The 13024-nt window shown below is 65.9% G+C and carries 15 protein-coding genes; 10 read left to right on the top strand and 5 right to left on the bottom strand.

All coding sequences use genetic code 11. From position 1 onward, the window contains the following. Both ACLQ62_RS12815 and ilvA read left to right on the top strand, forming a co-directional pair. The coding region (locus ACLQ62_RS12815) for an AI-2E family transporter (RefSeq protein WP_411722023.1) at positions 1–796 on the top strand (796 nt) is incomplete at its 5' end. After that, positions 789–2030, top strand: coding sequence for a threonine ammonia-lyase (gene ilvA / locus ACLQ62_RS12810; RefSeq protein WP_411722022.1), 1242 nt, complete (start codon positions 789–791; stop codon positions 2028–2030). The genes ACLQ62_RS12815 and ilvA, both read left to right, overlap by 8 nt. 61 nt (positions 2031–2091) lie before the next feature. On the opposite strand, the gene greA is transcribed toward ilvA, so the two are convergent. Both greA and ACLQ62_RS12800 read right to left on the bottom strand, forming a co-directional pair. Next, positions 2092–2583 (bottom strand): transcription elongation factor GreA, encoded by a 492-nt coding sequence (gene greA / locus ACLQ62_RS12805; protein ID WP_411722021.1) that lies wholly within the window; start codon positions 2581–2583, stop codon positions 2092–2094. Between the two features lie 83 nt (positions 2584–2666). Next, positions 2667–3086, bottom strand: a complete 420-nt coding sequence (locus ACLQ62_RS12800) for a DUF4307 domain-containing protein (protein ID WP_411722020.1) — start codon at positions 3084–3086, stop codon at positions 2667–2669. A gap of 86 nt (positions 3087–3172) precedes the next feature. On the opposite strand from ACLQ62_RS12800, the gene mca reads away from it, so the two are divergent. Both mca and ACLQ62_RS12790 read left to right on the top strand, forming a co-directional pair. Next, a complete protein-coding gene (gene mca, locus ACLQ62_RS12795) occupies positions 3173–4039 on the top strand; it encodes a mycothiol conjugate amidase Mca (RefSeq protein WP_411722019.1) in 867 nt (288 codons plus the stop codon). Then, complete coding sequence (locus tag ACLQ62_RS12790; protein ID WP_411722018.1) at positions 4036–4359, top strand: hypothetical protein; 324 nt, start codon at positions 4036–4038, stop codon at positions 4357–4359. Before mca ends, ACLQ62_RS12790 begins: the two co-directional genes overlap by 4 nt. Positions 4360–4377: 18 nt before the next feature. Here ACLQ62_RS12790 and ACLQ62_RS12785 read toward each other — a convergent pair whose 3' ends face one another. Both ACLQ62_RS12785 and ACLQ62_RS12780 read right to left on the bottom strand, forming a co-directional pair. Beyond that, positions 4378–4887 carry a GNAT family N-acetyltransferase gene (locus ACLQ62_RS12785; RefSeq protein ID WP_411722017.1) on the bottom strand — a complete coding sequence of 170 codons (510 nt, stop codon included), beginning with the start codon at positions 4885–4887 and terminating at the stop codon, positions 4378–4380. After that, positions 4884–6452 carry an FAD-dependent monooxygenase gene (locus ACLQ62_RS12780; protein WP_411722016.1) on the bottom strand — a complete coding sequence of 523 codons (1569 nt, stop codon included), beginning with the start codon at positions 6450–6452 and terminating at the stop codon, positions 4884–4886. The genes ACLQ62_RS12785 and ACLQ62_RS12780 overlap by 4 nt, the downstream gene beginning before the upstream one ends. Positions 6453–6532: 80 nt before the next feature. Between ACLQ62_RS12780 and ACLQ62_RS12775 the strand changes: the two genes are divergently transcribed. Next, complete coding sequence (locus ACLQ62_RS12775; RefSeq protein ID WP_411722015.1) at positions 6533–6970, top strand: nitroreductase family deazaflavin-dependent oxidoreductase; 438 nt, start codon at positions 6533–6535, stop codon at positions 6968–6970. A 5-nt stretch (positions 6971–6975) separates the two neighbouring features. On the opposite strand, the gene trhA is transcribed toward ACLQ62_RS12775, so the two are convergent. Next, the gene (gene trhA, locus ACLQ62_RS12770) at positions 6976–7665 is read right to left on the bottom strand and encodes a PAQR family membrane homeostasis protein TrhA (RefSeq protein WP_411722024.1); all 690 of its coding nucleotides are present in this window, start codon (positions 7663–7665) and stop codon (positions 6976–6978) included. Positions 7666–7833: 168 nt separating this feature from the next. Between trhA and ACLQ62_RS12765 the strand changes: the two genes are divergently transcribed. From ACLQ62_RS12765 to ACLQ62_RS12745, 5 genes are all read left to right on the top strand, one after another. After that, complete coding sequence (locus ACLQ62_RS12765) at positions 7834–8619, top strand: isoprenyl transferase (RefSeq protein WP_411722014.1); 786 nt, start codon at positions 7834–7836, stop codon at positions 8617–8619. A 9-nt stretch (positions 8620–8628) separates the two neighbouring features. Beyond that, complete coding sequence (locus ACLQ62_RS12760; protein WP_411722013.1) at positions 8629–9750, top strand: aminotransferase class V-fold PLP-dependent enzyme; 1122 nt, start codon at positions 8629–8631, stop codon at positions 9748–9750. Positions 9751–9951: 201 nt separating this feature from the next. Beyond that, complete coding sequence (locus ACLQ62_RS12755) at positions 9952–11328, top strand: PhoH family protein (protein ID WP_411722012.1); 1377 nt, start codon at positions 9952–9954, stop codon at positions 11326–11328. Between the two features lie 61 nt (positions 11329–11389). Then, positions 11390–11971 (top strand): prepilin peptidase, encoded by a 582-nt coding sequence (locus ACLQ62_RS12750; protein WP_411722011.1) that lies wholly within the window; start codon positions 11390–11392, stop codon positions 11969–11971. 34 nt (positions 11972–12005) lie between these two features. Next, positions 12006–12989, top strand: a complete 984-nt coding sequence (locus ACLQ62_RS12745; RefSeq protein ID WP_411722010.1) for an aldo/keto reductase — start codon at positions 12006–12008, stop codon at positions 12987–12989. The last annotated feature ends 35 nt before the right edge of the window (positions 12990–13024 follow it).

Raw genomic sequence — 13024 nt, 5'->3', positions numbered from 1 at the left:
CTTCATCTCGGATGCCGTCGCAACAGTCCAGAATGACGGCCAGACGTTGCTGAGCGGTGCGCTCTCGCTCGGTTCAACCCTCGGCCACGTGGCCACAGGCTTGTTCCTCGCCATCTTCTGCCTCGTCTTCGTGCTCATCGACGGCCGGGGTATCTGGGGCTGGCTCGTCCGCCTGATGCCGAAGAAGGCACAGCCGGCGATCGACGGCGCGGGCAAGGCAGGCTGGTTCACACTGACGAACTACGCCCGCACCCAGATCCTCGTCGCGTCGATTGACGCGGTGGGTATCGGCCTCGGAGCGTTCCTGCTCGGCGTGCCGCTCGCGATCCCGATCGGTGTGCTCGTCTTCCTCGGCTCATTCGTGCCGATCGTCGGAGCGGTCGTCACCGGAATCGTCGCCGTTTTCATCGCCCTGGTCTACAACGGCTGGTTCATCGCCCTGCTGATGCTCGGGGTCGTCCTCCTCGTTCAGCAGCTCGAGGGACATGTGCTGCAACCGCTCCTGATGGGCGCTGCGGTCAAGGTGCATCCGCTGGCTGTCGTCCTCGTCGTCGCAGGGGGGACACTCGTCGCCGGAATCCCCGGCGCACTGTTCGCCGTTCCGGTCGCGGCCGTGATCAACGTGATGTTCCGATACATTTCGTCCGGTGCCTGGCGATCTGCGGGACGTCCGTCGACGCTTGTCGTCGGAGATGTCATCTGGCGCACCGTCCCCATCGAACGTCACGCCCGCAAGTCCGCTGAGCCCAGGCACGCCAAGACCGCCCCCGAAAGCAAGGGAACACCGAATGCATGAATCCACGCCGTCCAGCCCCACACTCGAGCAGTTCGAGACGGCGAGGACCGTGGTCGCACGCGTCGCCCAGGAGACGCCGATGGAGAGTTCGCGGTACCTTACGGAGCTTCTCGGTGCCGACGTGTACCTCAAGTGCGAAAACCTTCAGCGAACCGGTTCATACAAAATCCGGGGCGCATACAACCGGATGGCGCAGCTCACCGCCGAGGAACAGGCTCGCGGTGTCGTCGCAGCATCCGCCGGCAATCACGCGCAGGGGGTCGCTTTTGCCGCCCGTGAGCTCGGGATCGCGTCGACCATTTTCATGCCGATCGGGGTGCCGCTGCCCAAACTGCAGGCGACGAAGGCGTACGGCGCCGAGGTGATCCTGCACGGGCACACCGTAGCCGAACCCTTGCTCGCCGCCGCCGAGTACGCGGAGGAGACCGGCGCCATCTTCATCCCGCCGTTCGACCACCCCGACGTGATCGTCGGTCAGGGCACGCTGGGTCTGGAGATCTGGGAGTCCGTTCCCGACGTCGAGACGGTGATCGTTCCGATCGGCGGCGGGGGCCTCATCGCCGGCGTCGCGTCCGCCATGAAACTGCGCGCGACAGCGGCCGGCCGTTCGATCCGCGTCATCGGCGTGCAGGCGGCGAACGCCGCCGCGTACCCGCCCTCGCTTGCCGCAGGTGTGCCGACCGAGGTCCCGGTGCAGGCGACCATCGCCGACGGCATCGCCGTGGGGAAGCCAGGGGTGCTCAATTTCGAAATCATCCGCCACCTCGTGGATGATGTCGTGACCGTGTCCGAGGATGACATCGCCAAAGCGCTGCTGGTCCTCCTCGAACGTGCCAAACTCGTCGTCGAACCGGCGGGTGCCGTCGGGGTGGCGGCGATCCTCGCCGGCCTTGTCGCGCCGAGCGGGCCCACCGTCGTCATCCTCTCCGGCGGCAACATCGACCCCCTCCTGATGCAGCGCGTCATCAGTCACGGGTTGTCGGCGTCCGATCGTTACCTCACGCTGCGCATCCCGCTGCCCGACCGGCCCGGACAGCTCGCTCGGACAGCTGAACTCGTCGCCGAGGCGAACGCCAACGTGATCGAAGTGCTGCACACCCGACATGGTCACGGCCTCAAAATCGGTGAGGTCGAACTCGAGTTGAGCGTCGAGACCCGCGGCCTCGAACACCGGGAACTCGTCGTTGAAACTCTGCGATCGGCCGGCTATTCCCCGCAGATCGTCGAAGACTGATCACTATTGCAACGAGAAAGCGGCCCGGCGAGATTCTCGCCGGGCCGCTCACGTCGTGAGGCTACTGGCCCGCGTACGTCTCGACCTTGGAGATCTTCACGGGAATTTCCTTGCCGTTCGGTGCGGTGTACGTTGTGCTGGCGCCGACCTTGAGGCCGAGGATTGCGGAGCCGAGAGGGCTCTGCTCGCTGTAGACATCCAGGTCGGAGTTCGCGGCGATCTCACGGTTGCCGAGCAGGAAGATTTCCTCGCCTCCGGCGACGGTGGCGGTGATGACGGTGCCGGGCTCGACTACTCCGTGGCTCTCGGGGGCGACACCCACCGTGGCATCCCGAAGCAGCTGGGTCAGCGTGCGGATGCGCGCCTCCTGCTTGCCCTGCTCATCCTTTGCGGCGTGGTAGCCGCCGTTCTCCTTGAGGTCGCCCTCTTCGCGAGCCGATTCGATCTTCTTGGCGATCTCTTCACGGCCAACGGTGGACAATTTCTCGAGCTCGTCGGCGAGTCGGTCGTAGGCATCCTGTGTCAGGAAGGTGACCTGAGTCTCAACAGCCATGGCGAACTCCTTACATAAACGGACGCCCTGACGAGGGCGTCAGGGCGTATCAAATCGACCCGGCGTTCGGGTATCAGATGAGCTTAGGCCAGCCAACAGCGATAAATCAAACCCGTCGAGGCGAGCTCGGTGGTCGTCACGGTCTCTGTGAGGCTGCGGGTTCGCTGGTCGGACGGTGGAATCTCCACGACCTTCCAGCCCACGACGGCGAAGGTGTCGTTGAGCGCCTGCACAGCGCAATAACTGGTTGTTCCCGTCGCGATCGACAGCTCGAAGGTGACCTCGACGGTGCGCTCGTCGACGACGGCATGGGCCGTGTCCCGCACATCGAGCGCTGCCGGGCCGACGGTGTCAAGCGCCGCCCAGACCACCCACGCCAGGAAGATCAGGGCGATCGTGACGCCGGCTATCCAGCCAAGGCGCCGCTGGCGCTTTCGCACGCGGGGAGCGCGACCGTATCGTTCGTCAAGGACGGAAGTATCCCGCTGGGTGTTCGAAACCATAACCCTCATCCTGCGAACGTTAGTCTGTACAGACAAGGCTAATCGCTTCTCAGCCCCTCACACTCTCACTGAAAGATCCGGTCATCGTGACACTCCGCTTGCTTTCGGTCCACGCGCACCCCGACGACGAGTCCAGCAAGGGCGCGGCGACGAACGCCTACTACCGCTCCCGAGGCGTCGACGTGATGGTCGTCAGCTGCACCGGCGGCGAACGAGGAGACATCCTCAACCCGGAGCTCGAGGCCCGCGCGATGGGAGAGCGGGACCTTGCTGGTCTTCGCCGACGCGAAATGGCTGAGGCCGCCCGGATCATGGACATCCGTCACCGCTGGCTCGGCTACACCGATTCGGGAATGCGCCGCGAAGACGGAAGCGTTCCGCCGAACTCGTTCGCCGCCATCCCTCTCGCCGTGTCGGCGGAACCGCTCGTGCGGGTGGTGCGGGAGTTCCGGCCGCACGTCATGGTCACCTACGACGAGAACGGCGGATATCCGCACCCGGATCATGTGCGCTGCCATGAAGTCTCGGTCGCCGCCTTCGAGGCCGCTGGCGACGCATCCGCCTACCCGGACGCCGGCCCGGCCTGGGAAGTCTCGAAGCTGTATTACGACCACATCTTCAATTCCGAACGAGTGCAGGCGAACTTCGACGAACTGCTCCGGCAGGAGCCGGAGTCACCGCTCGTCGATCAGCTCGCCGAGATGGTCGCCTGGATGAAGGAACGCCCGGCCCGCTCGACGACACACGTGCCAGCTGGCGACTTCTTCGAGGTCCGTGACGCCGCACTCCGGGCCCACGCCAGCCAGGTCGCCGTCGACTCGAGCTTCTTCTTCTGGTCGAACGACCTGCAACGCAAGGCCTGGCCGTATGAGGACTTCGAGCGAGCACGCAGCACCGTGCCGCCCGTCGCAAACGAGAGCGACTTGTTCGCCGGAATCGAGGACCCTGAATGATCGCCGCCAGCTGGAACATCGTCGCGGATGCCGCGTGGCGGCTGGCCACGACACCGTCGCCGACCCCGTCGCTCGAGATCGACCCGAACGATGTGACTCCAGGTCCGGCCGGATTCTTCATCGTCGCGCTCCTCGCCGCGGCCGTGATCCTCCTCATTTTCGACATGCAGCGCCGGGTGCGCCGGGTCAACCACAAGGCGGAGATCGGTGAACGCCTGCAGGCCGAACTGGACGAGCGCGACCGCGCGGCCCGCGGTGAGAACGGTGGACCGGCGACGGACACCGGCATCGACCCGAAGCCGGGCGACAAGCCGCTCTGACCGCGGAGCCGGCGGCGTTCACGCCACTGTTCGGCGCATTTCCAGCTCGTTCTTCGTCGGGTCGAGGTTGTACGGGATGGTGCGGCCGGTGAGGTCGTAGCCGCGGCGCCGGTAGAAGGCGATCGCCCGGTCGTTGTCCTCGTGCACGTGCAGGGTGAGGCTGTTGCCCTGCCCGCGCGCCCAGTGCTCGACAGCGTCCAGGAGCGCATCCGCCACGCCTGCGTCCCTGCCACGGGCAGCAGGAGAGACGAAGACACCGACGAGAAGTGGCCCGCCGACGTCCAGGCGGTCGACGAATCCGCTCATCGTGCCGACCCACCGGCCCGAGGCATCCACCGCCACCAACTGGACGCTGTCGAGGGTGTTGCCGCGGTCCGCTCGCATCCGCCACACATCCTCGGAGTTCGCCTCCGCGGCTTCCACGGTCTCCATGAATGCAATCGGGGTGTCCCGCAGCATTTCCAGTCGGAGGTCACGCACGCGCTGCCAGTCGGCTTCAGCGGGAGAGATGATGGTGACGGCGGTCATCCCGATACTGTATCGACCTCGGCGTGGCGAGCCCGGCGAACACCGTGATCGGCGAGCGCTTTCCGAAATATCGTGATGGCCTCATCGCCGGTCGCCTCGGCGGCCACGAAGCCATCGGGCCGGACCAGGTAGAACCTCCCCGCTGAGAGCCTGCTCGCGCCCACCGTCGGGAAACTGTGGAAGGGCAGGCGAAGGGCACTGAGGATCCGCACCGCATCCCGCCGGTCGACGGCGCCGTAGAAGTGAACCTGCCAGTCCAGGCTTCTGAGCACGTCGAAATTGGTGCCGGTCCATGGAAGCCGCCGGCCGACGACGCGCCCGCGGCGACCGGTGCTCCTTGCCTCGGCGCTCATCCAGTAGTGAATCCGTGTCTGCGACAGGTATTCGAAGAGCCGACTTGCACCGGGCAGCCGAGGCACAACGCCCACGATGATCGGCACGATCACACGGCTCGCCCGGCGCCGCACAAATCGGGAGAGCGGGGATGTGCCGGTGACGATGCCGAACGCCCGGTCCGTGGTCGACACGAGTCTGAGCGCCACCGGCCGGCGTTCCGCCTCGTAACGGTCGAGGGCAGAGACTTCTGCGCGCTTGCGGAGCACCGCGGCGAGAGTGAAGGCGAGGTTGTGTGCGTCCAGCAGTCCGGTGTTCATGCCTTGTGCGCCGACCGGCGAGTGCACGTGCCCGGCATCGCCCGCCAGGAACACCGGCCCGGCCCGGAATCGGGCGGCGACCCGATGGGAGATCCGGTAGGTCGAGAACCAGCTCGCGACGTCGTAGTCGACCCCGAAGACCTGCGACAGCTTGACCCGTGCGGCGTCCTCGGTGACGGACTCGTTCACCTCGGACAGCCGGATCGTGCCGAGCAGGCGATCGTGCCCACCGGGCGCCATGGGGAACGTGATGAGGAAGTCGTCTGTGCCGAACCGGATGTTCACCGCGTCGGGCTCGAGACCGGTCACCCCGTGCGCGTCGGAGACGTAGAACGTGTGCTCGTTCGTGATGCCCTCGAACAGGATGCCGTGCAGCTTGCGCACCAGGGAGGACGCCCCGTCTGCTCCGACGCAATACGTTGCAGCGATGCGTACAAAGCCGTCGGGGCCATCCACGGAGGCCTCCACCGCCGTGTCGCCGGTGCCGTGAACGGCCAGGCCGGCGAGCCGATGGTTCCAGAGCACTGTGCCACCGAGCCGTTCGAGTTGATCGAGGAGAATTCGTTCCGTCCTGGACTGCTCCAGGACGTGGAGGCCGGGGAAGGGCGAGACGTTGGCCCCGATCCGCCCGATCGGGACCCTGCCGAACGACGTGCGCTCGAAGCCGGGACTGGCGGCGGTCGCGGTCACTGTCTCGGCAAGAACAGGATCGACCATGTCGAGCTGGTCGAGGATCTCCATCGTTCGGGCCTGCAGGACGAGCGCCCGGGATTCTCTCGTCGGTCCCGACTTGCCGTCGACGATCACCACATCGATACCGAGCTTCGTGAGGATGGCGGCGAGCAGGAGGCCGGTCGGACCGGCCCCGACCACGAGGACCTCGGTTCTCGTTCCTTCGAAGGATTCGCCCACGTCTCCCATGGTAGGCATGCGCAGTCCGCGACACTACACTGATCCGGTCGGGGCCTCGTCGTCCCGCGGGAGGTGCGATCATGCCGCTGACTGGGGAATACGAGCCGAGCACGAGCGGCTGGGCGCGCAAACAGGTCGAAAGATACGAGGCCTCGGGCGGAACCGAGGCGACGACGCTGCAGGGGCGGCCGGTGGTCGTTCTCACCACCATCGGAGCGAAGAGCGGCAAGCTGCGCAAAACAGCGCTCATGCGTGTGGAGCACGACGGGGAGTACGCGATCGTGGCGTCTCTCGGGGGCGCGCCGAAACATCCGGTCTGGTACTACAACGTCCGTGCGAATCCGCACGTCGAATTGCAGGATCTGACCGAGAAACACGACTACGCGGCGCGCGAGGTGACGGGTGAGGAGAAGCGCGAGTGGTGGGAACGTGCCGTCGCCGCCTACTCGCCCTACGCCAGTTACCAGAAGAAGACAAAGCGGGAGATCCCGGTCTTCGTGCTCACCAGACGGGACTGAGGCGCTCAGCCCAGGTTGAACGCCGGGTCGACGGCAAGCAACAGGATGCCGGTCCAGTGGCAGAGGAACGCGAGCACCGTGCACACGTGGAAGATCTCGTGGAATCCGAAGTGGCCGGGAACGGGGTTCGGGCGCTTCAGCGCATAGACGATGGCGCCGCCGGTGTAGAAGAGACCGCCGACGATGATCAGCGTCATGGTCGCAGGGTTTACCCGGAAGATGTCGAAGAGGTACATCACGGCCGCCCAGCCCAGGGCGATGTAGAGGAACACATATAGCCAGCGTGGCGCGTGCAACCAGAACATGCGGAAGATGATGCCGACGACAGTGCCTCCCCAGACCAGCGCGAGGAGCAGGCTGCCTTTCTCCGGCGGGAGGGCGAGAACGGCGACCGGAGTGTAACTGCCTGCGATCAGCAGGAAGATGTTGGCGTGGTCCATCCTTTTAAGCAGGACCTTGGCCCGCGGTGACCAGTTGAGCCGGTGGTACAGCGCAGAGATCCCGAAGAGCAGGAGCGAACTCAGCGCGAACACAGCGGTCGCCCATTTCGCCGGGGCACCCTGCGCCAGCGACACGAGGAGGATCCCGCCCACGATGGTGAGCGGGAACGTGCCGGCGTGAATCCAGCCGCGCCACGTCGGTTTGCTCTCCTCAGGCCGGGCGATGGTGTCGTCGAGCAGCGGGATGTTCGGCAGGTCAGGGCCGGCGGCGTCATCGCGTGCGACGGCGGCATCGACCTCGGGATCCGGACCGGCCCCGCCGGTTCCGCTGTTGTGATTCGGGCGCTCGCGGAAAGAAGGCGACAGGGGCATAGAGAACAGGATACGCGGCACCCTCCGGGGAAACTGCACTAACGTAACGGTGTGACAAACAGCAAGCCGAAGCCAGGGCCCGGGTTTCTCTACAACCTGTACCAGAAGCGCCTGCGTCGCGGTCTCAGCTCCGGACCGCTGCCGCACCACGTCGCCATGATCATCGACGGCAACCGCCGGTGGGCGAAGCAACTCGGTTATGAAACCGCCGCCCACGGGCACCGCGCCGGCGCTGCGAAGATGCGGGAATTCCTCGAATGGTGCGACGATCTCGGCATCAAGGTCGTCACCCTGTACCTCCTCTCCAGCGACAACCTCAGCTCGCGGTCGACCGACGAACTCCACGACCTGATCGAAATCATTGCGGACCTCGCAGAAGAACTGTCGCACTACCGCGACTGGAGGGTGAAGAGGGTCGGAGCGACGACCGGGCTTCCGCAGCCGCTCATCGCTGCGCTTGACGCTGCCGAATCCCGAACCTCGCAGAAAAAGGGCCTTCACATCAACCTCGCCGTCGGCTACGGCGGACGGACGGAGATCGTCCATGCCATGCGAAGCATCGTCGAGAAACACCACCTCACCGGCGGCAGCCTCGAGTCCCTCGCCGAGCTGCTCACCCCCGACCTCATCGGTGAGCACCTCTACACGAGTGGCCAGCCAGATCCCGACCTCCTCATCCGCACCTCGGGCGAACAACGGCTCAGCGACTTCATGCTCTGGCAGAGCGCGCACAGCGAGTTCTATTTCGTCGAGGCGCTCGGGCCCGACCTCCGAGAGGTCGACTTCCTGCGTGCGCTCCGCGACTTCTCGAGAAGGCAACGCCGCTACGGCGGTTGAGGGAGAACGATGAGCGGAATCGACGCCTTCCTTCGCGGATTCGGTGAGGAATCCGGATATCTGGATTACGGCAGGGTTGGCCCGCTCGCGGCCGTCGTCCAGGACGAGCTGCGGCTGCAGGTCGATCTGCTCGGGCGCGCCCGATACGGCGCTGTGGAGACCTTCCTGGCCCAGGACGAGCGGATGCGCGTTGCCGTCGCTTCGCTCGTGGGATTCGCCCCGGAGAACATCGTCAGCCAGCCGAACACGGGCATGGGACTCATGCACACCATGTTCAGCATGACCGGGGGATTGCTGCTCTCGGCCGGGGACTTCCCGAGCCTCACCGTCGCCGCGACGCGTGCGGCGGAGTCCATGCAGGTGCTCACCCCGACGTGGCTGGAGACGGACCACGGCCGGGTCACACCGCACACGATCAAGCAGCAGTTGACGCCAGGTATCACCGCCGTCGCCGTGAGCCTCGTCGACACGCGCACGGGCTACCTCGCCGACCTCGATGGCATCCGCCAGGTGATCGGCGACCGGTTGCTCATCGTCGACGCGATCCAGGGTTTCGGCGTTGTCGACGCACCGTTCGAGGTCGCCGATGTTCTCGCATCCGGTGGGCAGAAATGGGTGCGCGCGGGCTGGGGAACGGGGTTCCTCGCGTTGAGCGACCGCGCTTTGGATCACCTCGAACCCGTCGTCAGCGGCTACACCGGCACGGACAAGGACGAACCGTGGGATGCCGTTCCGCCGCCGTCGAAGTCGGCTCGCGCCTACAGTGTGGCGAACCCTGACTATTCGGCCGAAGCCCGGCTGGCCGCGGCACTCGAGGAGATCGGCTCCGTCGGGGTTCCGGAGATCGCAGCTGCTGTCGGCGATCGGGTCAGCGAGACCCTCGATCTCGCCGATGAATTCGGTATCTCGGTCGCGTCGCCCCGGGCAGCGCACGAACGGGCCGGCATCGTGATCCTCGACCCACCGGACGACCAGGTGGCACTGCTCGTCGCCTCGCTCCACAACCATGGCGTCACCACCACACTTCGGCAGAACCGGATCCGGCTCAGCGTGCACGCCGGGACCACGAGCGAGACGCTCGGAATGCTCCGTGACTCGTTCGTTTCCTTCGCCACGGCTATCGCTTACTAGGAACACGGGCGGCGCACAGTAAATGTTTACCTGCGCGCAATGTCAAGCCAGCGTGTCTTGTTTGGAACAGCGAGTCTTCAGTCGTAACGTCTGAAGTATCAGGCACGGCGCCTGGTCGAGACGGCCACATAAGTTCGACTCGGGACGTACGTGGCCGCACTCGCTGGAGAACCGAACCGAGAGGTTTGGCTGGGAGTGGCAATGACCGCGACACGTACCCACGCACTGCAGCACAACACCGAAGGGCAAGCAGAAAACACAACTTCACAGCCAGCACACAAGAAACAGACCGAGCGTACCTATGTTTTGGATACCTCGGTTTTGTTGTCTGACCCGAAGGCTCTTTTCCGGTTCGCCGAACACGCCGTCGTCATCCCCGTCGTCGTGATCTCGGAACTCGAGGGGAAACGCCACGACCCCGAGATCGGCTACTTTGCCCGGCAGGCTCTCCGCATCCTCGACGAACTGCGGATCGAGCACGAGAGGCTGGACTTTCCTGTACCGGTCGGGGAGGGCGGGTCCCTGCGTGTGGAGCTCAACCACTCCAACATGTCGGTGCTCCCCAACGGTCTGCAACTCGGCGACAACGATTCCCGGATCCTGGCGGTGGCGCTCAACCTGGCCAACGACGGACTCGCCGTCACGGTGGTGTCCAAGGACCTGCCGCTTCGGGTCAAGGCGGCGTCCATCGGCCTCTCCGCTGAGGAATACCGAGCCGAGCAGGCGATCGACTCGGGCTGGACCGGGATGGCATCCATCAGCGTCTCCGCAAACGAGATGAGCGACCTGTATGAAACGGAGGTCGGCCTGTCCAAGGCTGTCGAAGAGCTCCCGATCAACACCGGTCTCGTCATCCACTCGGACCGGGGTTCCGCCCTCGGCCGGGTCACTGGCAAGCGGGAATTCAAGCTCGTGCGCGGTGACCGCGACGTCTTCGGCCTGCACGGCAGAAGCGCGGAGCAGCGGCTCGCGATCGACCTGCTTCTCGATCCTGAGGTCGGTATCGTCTCACTGGGAGGTCGAGCAGGGACGGGGAAGTCCGCGCTCGCCCTCTGCGCGGGACTCGAAGCGGTACTCGAGCGCCAGCAGCACCGCAAGATCATGGTGTTCCGGCCGTTGTACGCCGTCGGCGGCCAGGAACTGGGATATCTGCCGGGTGACCAGGGCGAGAAGATGAACCCGTGGGGCCAGGCCGTCTTCGACACGCTCGGCTCGGTCGTGTCGCAGAACGTCCTCGACGAGGTGATCGAACGCAACATCCTCGAGGTGCTGCCGCTGACTCACATCCGTGGCCGCTCCCTCCATGACGCGTACGTCATCGTCGATGAGGCACAGTCGCTCGAGCGCAACGTACTCCTCACGGTGCTCTCCCGAATCGGCCAGAACTCGCGGGTGATCCTGACCCATGACGTCGCCCAGCGTGACAACCTGCGGGTGGGCCGTCACGACGGGGTCGCCTCCGTGATTGAGACGCTGAAAGGTCATGATCTGTTCGGGCACATCACCCTCACCCGGTCGGAGCGCAGTTCCATCGCCGCACTGGTGACCGAGCTGCTGGAGGGGAACGAACTCGCCTGAGCCCGCTCGGCCGGGCTGTGGATAACCCGCAGGGGGAACCCAGCCCGGCTAGCGTGTCGGCATGACAACCGGCACAGGCACAGGACAGAGAACGGATGCCGGTGCGCGCCGGTTCGCACGGGTGCTCCCCGTTGCAGCTGTGCTCAGCGTTCTCGCGGTCGTCGCGGTCGGCCCGAGCGTCCTCCTGCTCGGACCTCTCTACGTTGCGGCGGTGACGGGGGAGCTCGCGCGTACCGACATCGACAGCCGCCGTCTGCCCAACCGTCTTGTGCTGCCCGGCTACCCCGTCGTTCTCGCGGGGATCACCGTGCACGGCATGGTCACCGTCGCGCCGCCGGTTCCAGCGCTCGCCGCGGGTGCCGGGTGGTTCCTCTTCTTCCTGCTGTTGAATCTCGGCGGGGGAATGGGCATGGGCGACGTCAAACTTGCCGGTGTTCTCGGGCTGTGCCTCGGCTCGATCGGGCCCGCGGCGGCGGTTGCCGGCCTCGCTCTCGCGTTCCTCTTCGGCGGTGTCGCCGGCCTCCTCATCCTCGTGCGGCGCGTGGGCGGAACGGACACGCGGATCCCGTTCGGGCCGTTCCTGCTTGCCGGGTTCTGGGTCGCCATCGCCATCACCCCGGTGCTCGCCACGTCGACCGCATAGCGCAGCTCGGGCGGCCAGACCCTAGGCTGGGGCCATGGAAAAGCGCATCCTCGGCCGCACCGGCCGCCCCGTCTCGATCATCGGCCTCGGAACCTGGCAGCTCGGAGCGGATTGGGGTGCCGTCTCGGAAACCGACGCCCTCGCCGTGCTCGACGCCGCCGTCGACTCCGGCGTCACCTTCTTCGACACCGCCGACGTCTACGGCGACGGTCGCAGCGAACAGGTCATCGGGCGCTTCCTCGCCGCGAACGCAGGTCTCGATGTCTTCGTCGCCACAAAGATGGGCCGCCGGGAGGCTCAGGACCCAGCCAACTTCACACTCGCCAGGTTCCGGGAATGGACCGACCGATCACGCACCAACCTGGGCGTCGACCGGCTCGATCTCGTGCAGTTGCACTGCCCGCCCACGCCGGTGTTCTCCTCTGACTCCGTGTACGACGCCCTCGACACCCTCGTCTCCGACGGCGCCATCGCAAATTACGGCGTCAGCGTCGAGACCTGCGACGAAGCGTTGACGGCGATCAGCCGCCCCGGCACGGCCAGCGTGCAGATCATCCTCAATGCGTTCCGGCTCAAGCCGCTCGAACAGGTGCTGCCAGCGGCTCGGGACGCCGGAGTGGGCATCATCGCCCGAGTGCCCCTGGCCTCGGGACTGCTCAGCGGCCGTTACACGCCAACCACGGAGTTCGCGGCCGACGACCACCGCACCTTCAACCGGGACGGCAGCCACTTCGACGTCTGCGAAACTATCGCCTGCGTCGACTTCTCGACCGGGGTCCGCGCAGCGGAAGAACTTGCGTTCTCCGTTCCTGAAGGGTTGACGCCGACTCAGGCCGCACTCGCCTGGGTCACCCAGCAGGACGGCGTGACGAGCGTGATCCCCGGGGCACGGTCGATCCAGCAGGCGCAATCCAACGCGGCGGCCGGTATGGCCGGGCCGCTTCCGAAGGCCTACCTCGACGCCGTCCGGAGCATCTACGAGGCCGACATCAAGAGCGCGGTGCACGACCGCTGGTAGCCCCGCAACGCGGCATGCCGGGTCCTGCGTCACGC

The organism is Mycetocola sp. (assembly GCF_046716805.1).
Taxonomy (GTDB): Bacteria; Actinomycetota; Actinomycetes; order Actinomycetales; family Microbacteriaceae; genus Mycetocola_A.
This window is presented reverse-complemented; position numbering and strand designations above follow the sequence as displayed.

Coding starts and splice junctions, on each gene's coding strand:
- ACLQ62_RS12790 (WP_411722018.1), top strand. CDS start 4,036: ATGATCGCCGCCAGCTGGAACATCGTCGCGGATGCCGCGTGGCGGCTG.
- ACLQ62_RS12750 (WP_411722011.1), top strand. CDS start 11,390: ATGACAACCGGCACAGGCACAGGACAGAGAACGGATGCCGGTGCGCGC.
- ACLQ62_RS12745 (WP_411722010.1), top strand. CDS start 12,006: ATGGAAAAGCGCATCCTCGGCCGCACCGGCCGCCCCGTCTCGATCATC.
- ACLQ62_RS12775 (WP_411722015.1), top strand. CDS start 6,533: ATGCCGCTGACTGGGGAATACGAGCCGAGCACGAGCGGCTGGGCGCGC.
- ACLQ62_RS12760 (WP_411722013.1), top strand. CDS start 8,629: ATGAGCGGAATCGACGCCTTCCTTCGCGGATTCGGTGAGGAATCCGGA.
- ACLQ62_RS12800 (WP_411722020.1), bottom strand. CDS start 3,086: ATGGTTTCGAACACCCAGCGGGATACTTCCGTCCTTGACGAACGATAC.
- greA (WP_411722021.1), bottom strand. CDS start 2,583: ATGGCTGTTGAGACTCAGGTCACCTTCCTGACACAGGATGCCTACGAC.
- ACLQ62_RS12785 (WP_411722017.1), bottom strand. CDS start 4,887: ATGACCGCCGTCACCATCATCTCTCCCGCTGAAGCCGACTGGCAGCGC.
- ilvA (WP_411722022.1), top strand. CDS start 789: ATGCATGAATCCACGCCGTCCAGCCCCACACTCGAGCAGTTCGAGACG.
- ACLQ62_RS12755 (WP_411722012.1), top strand. CDS start 9,952: ATGACCGCGACACGTACCCACGCACTGCAGCACAACACCGAAGGGCAA.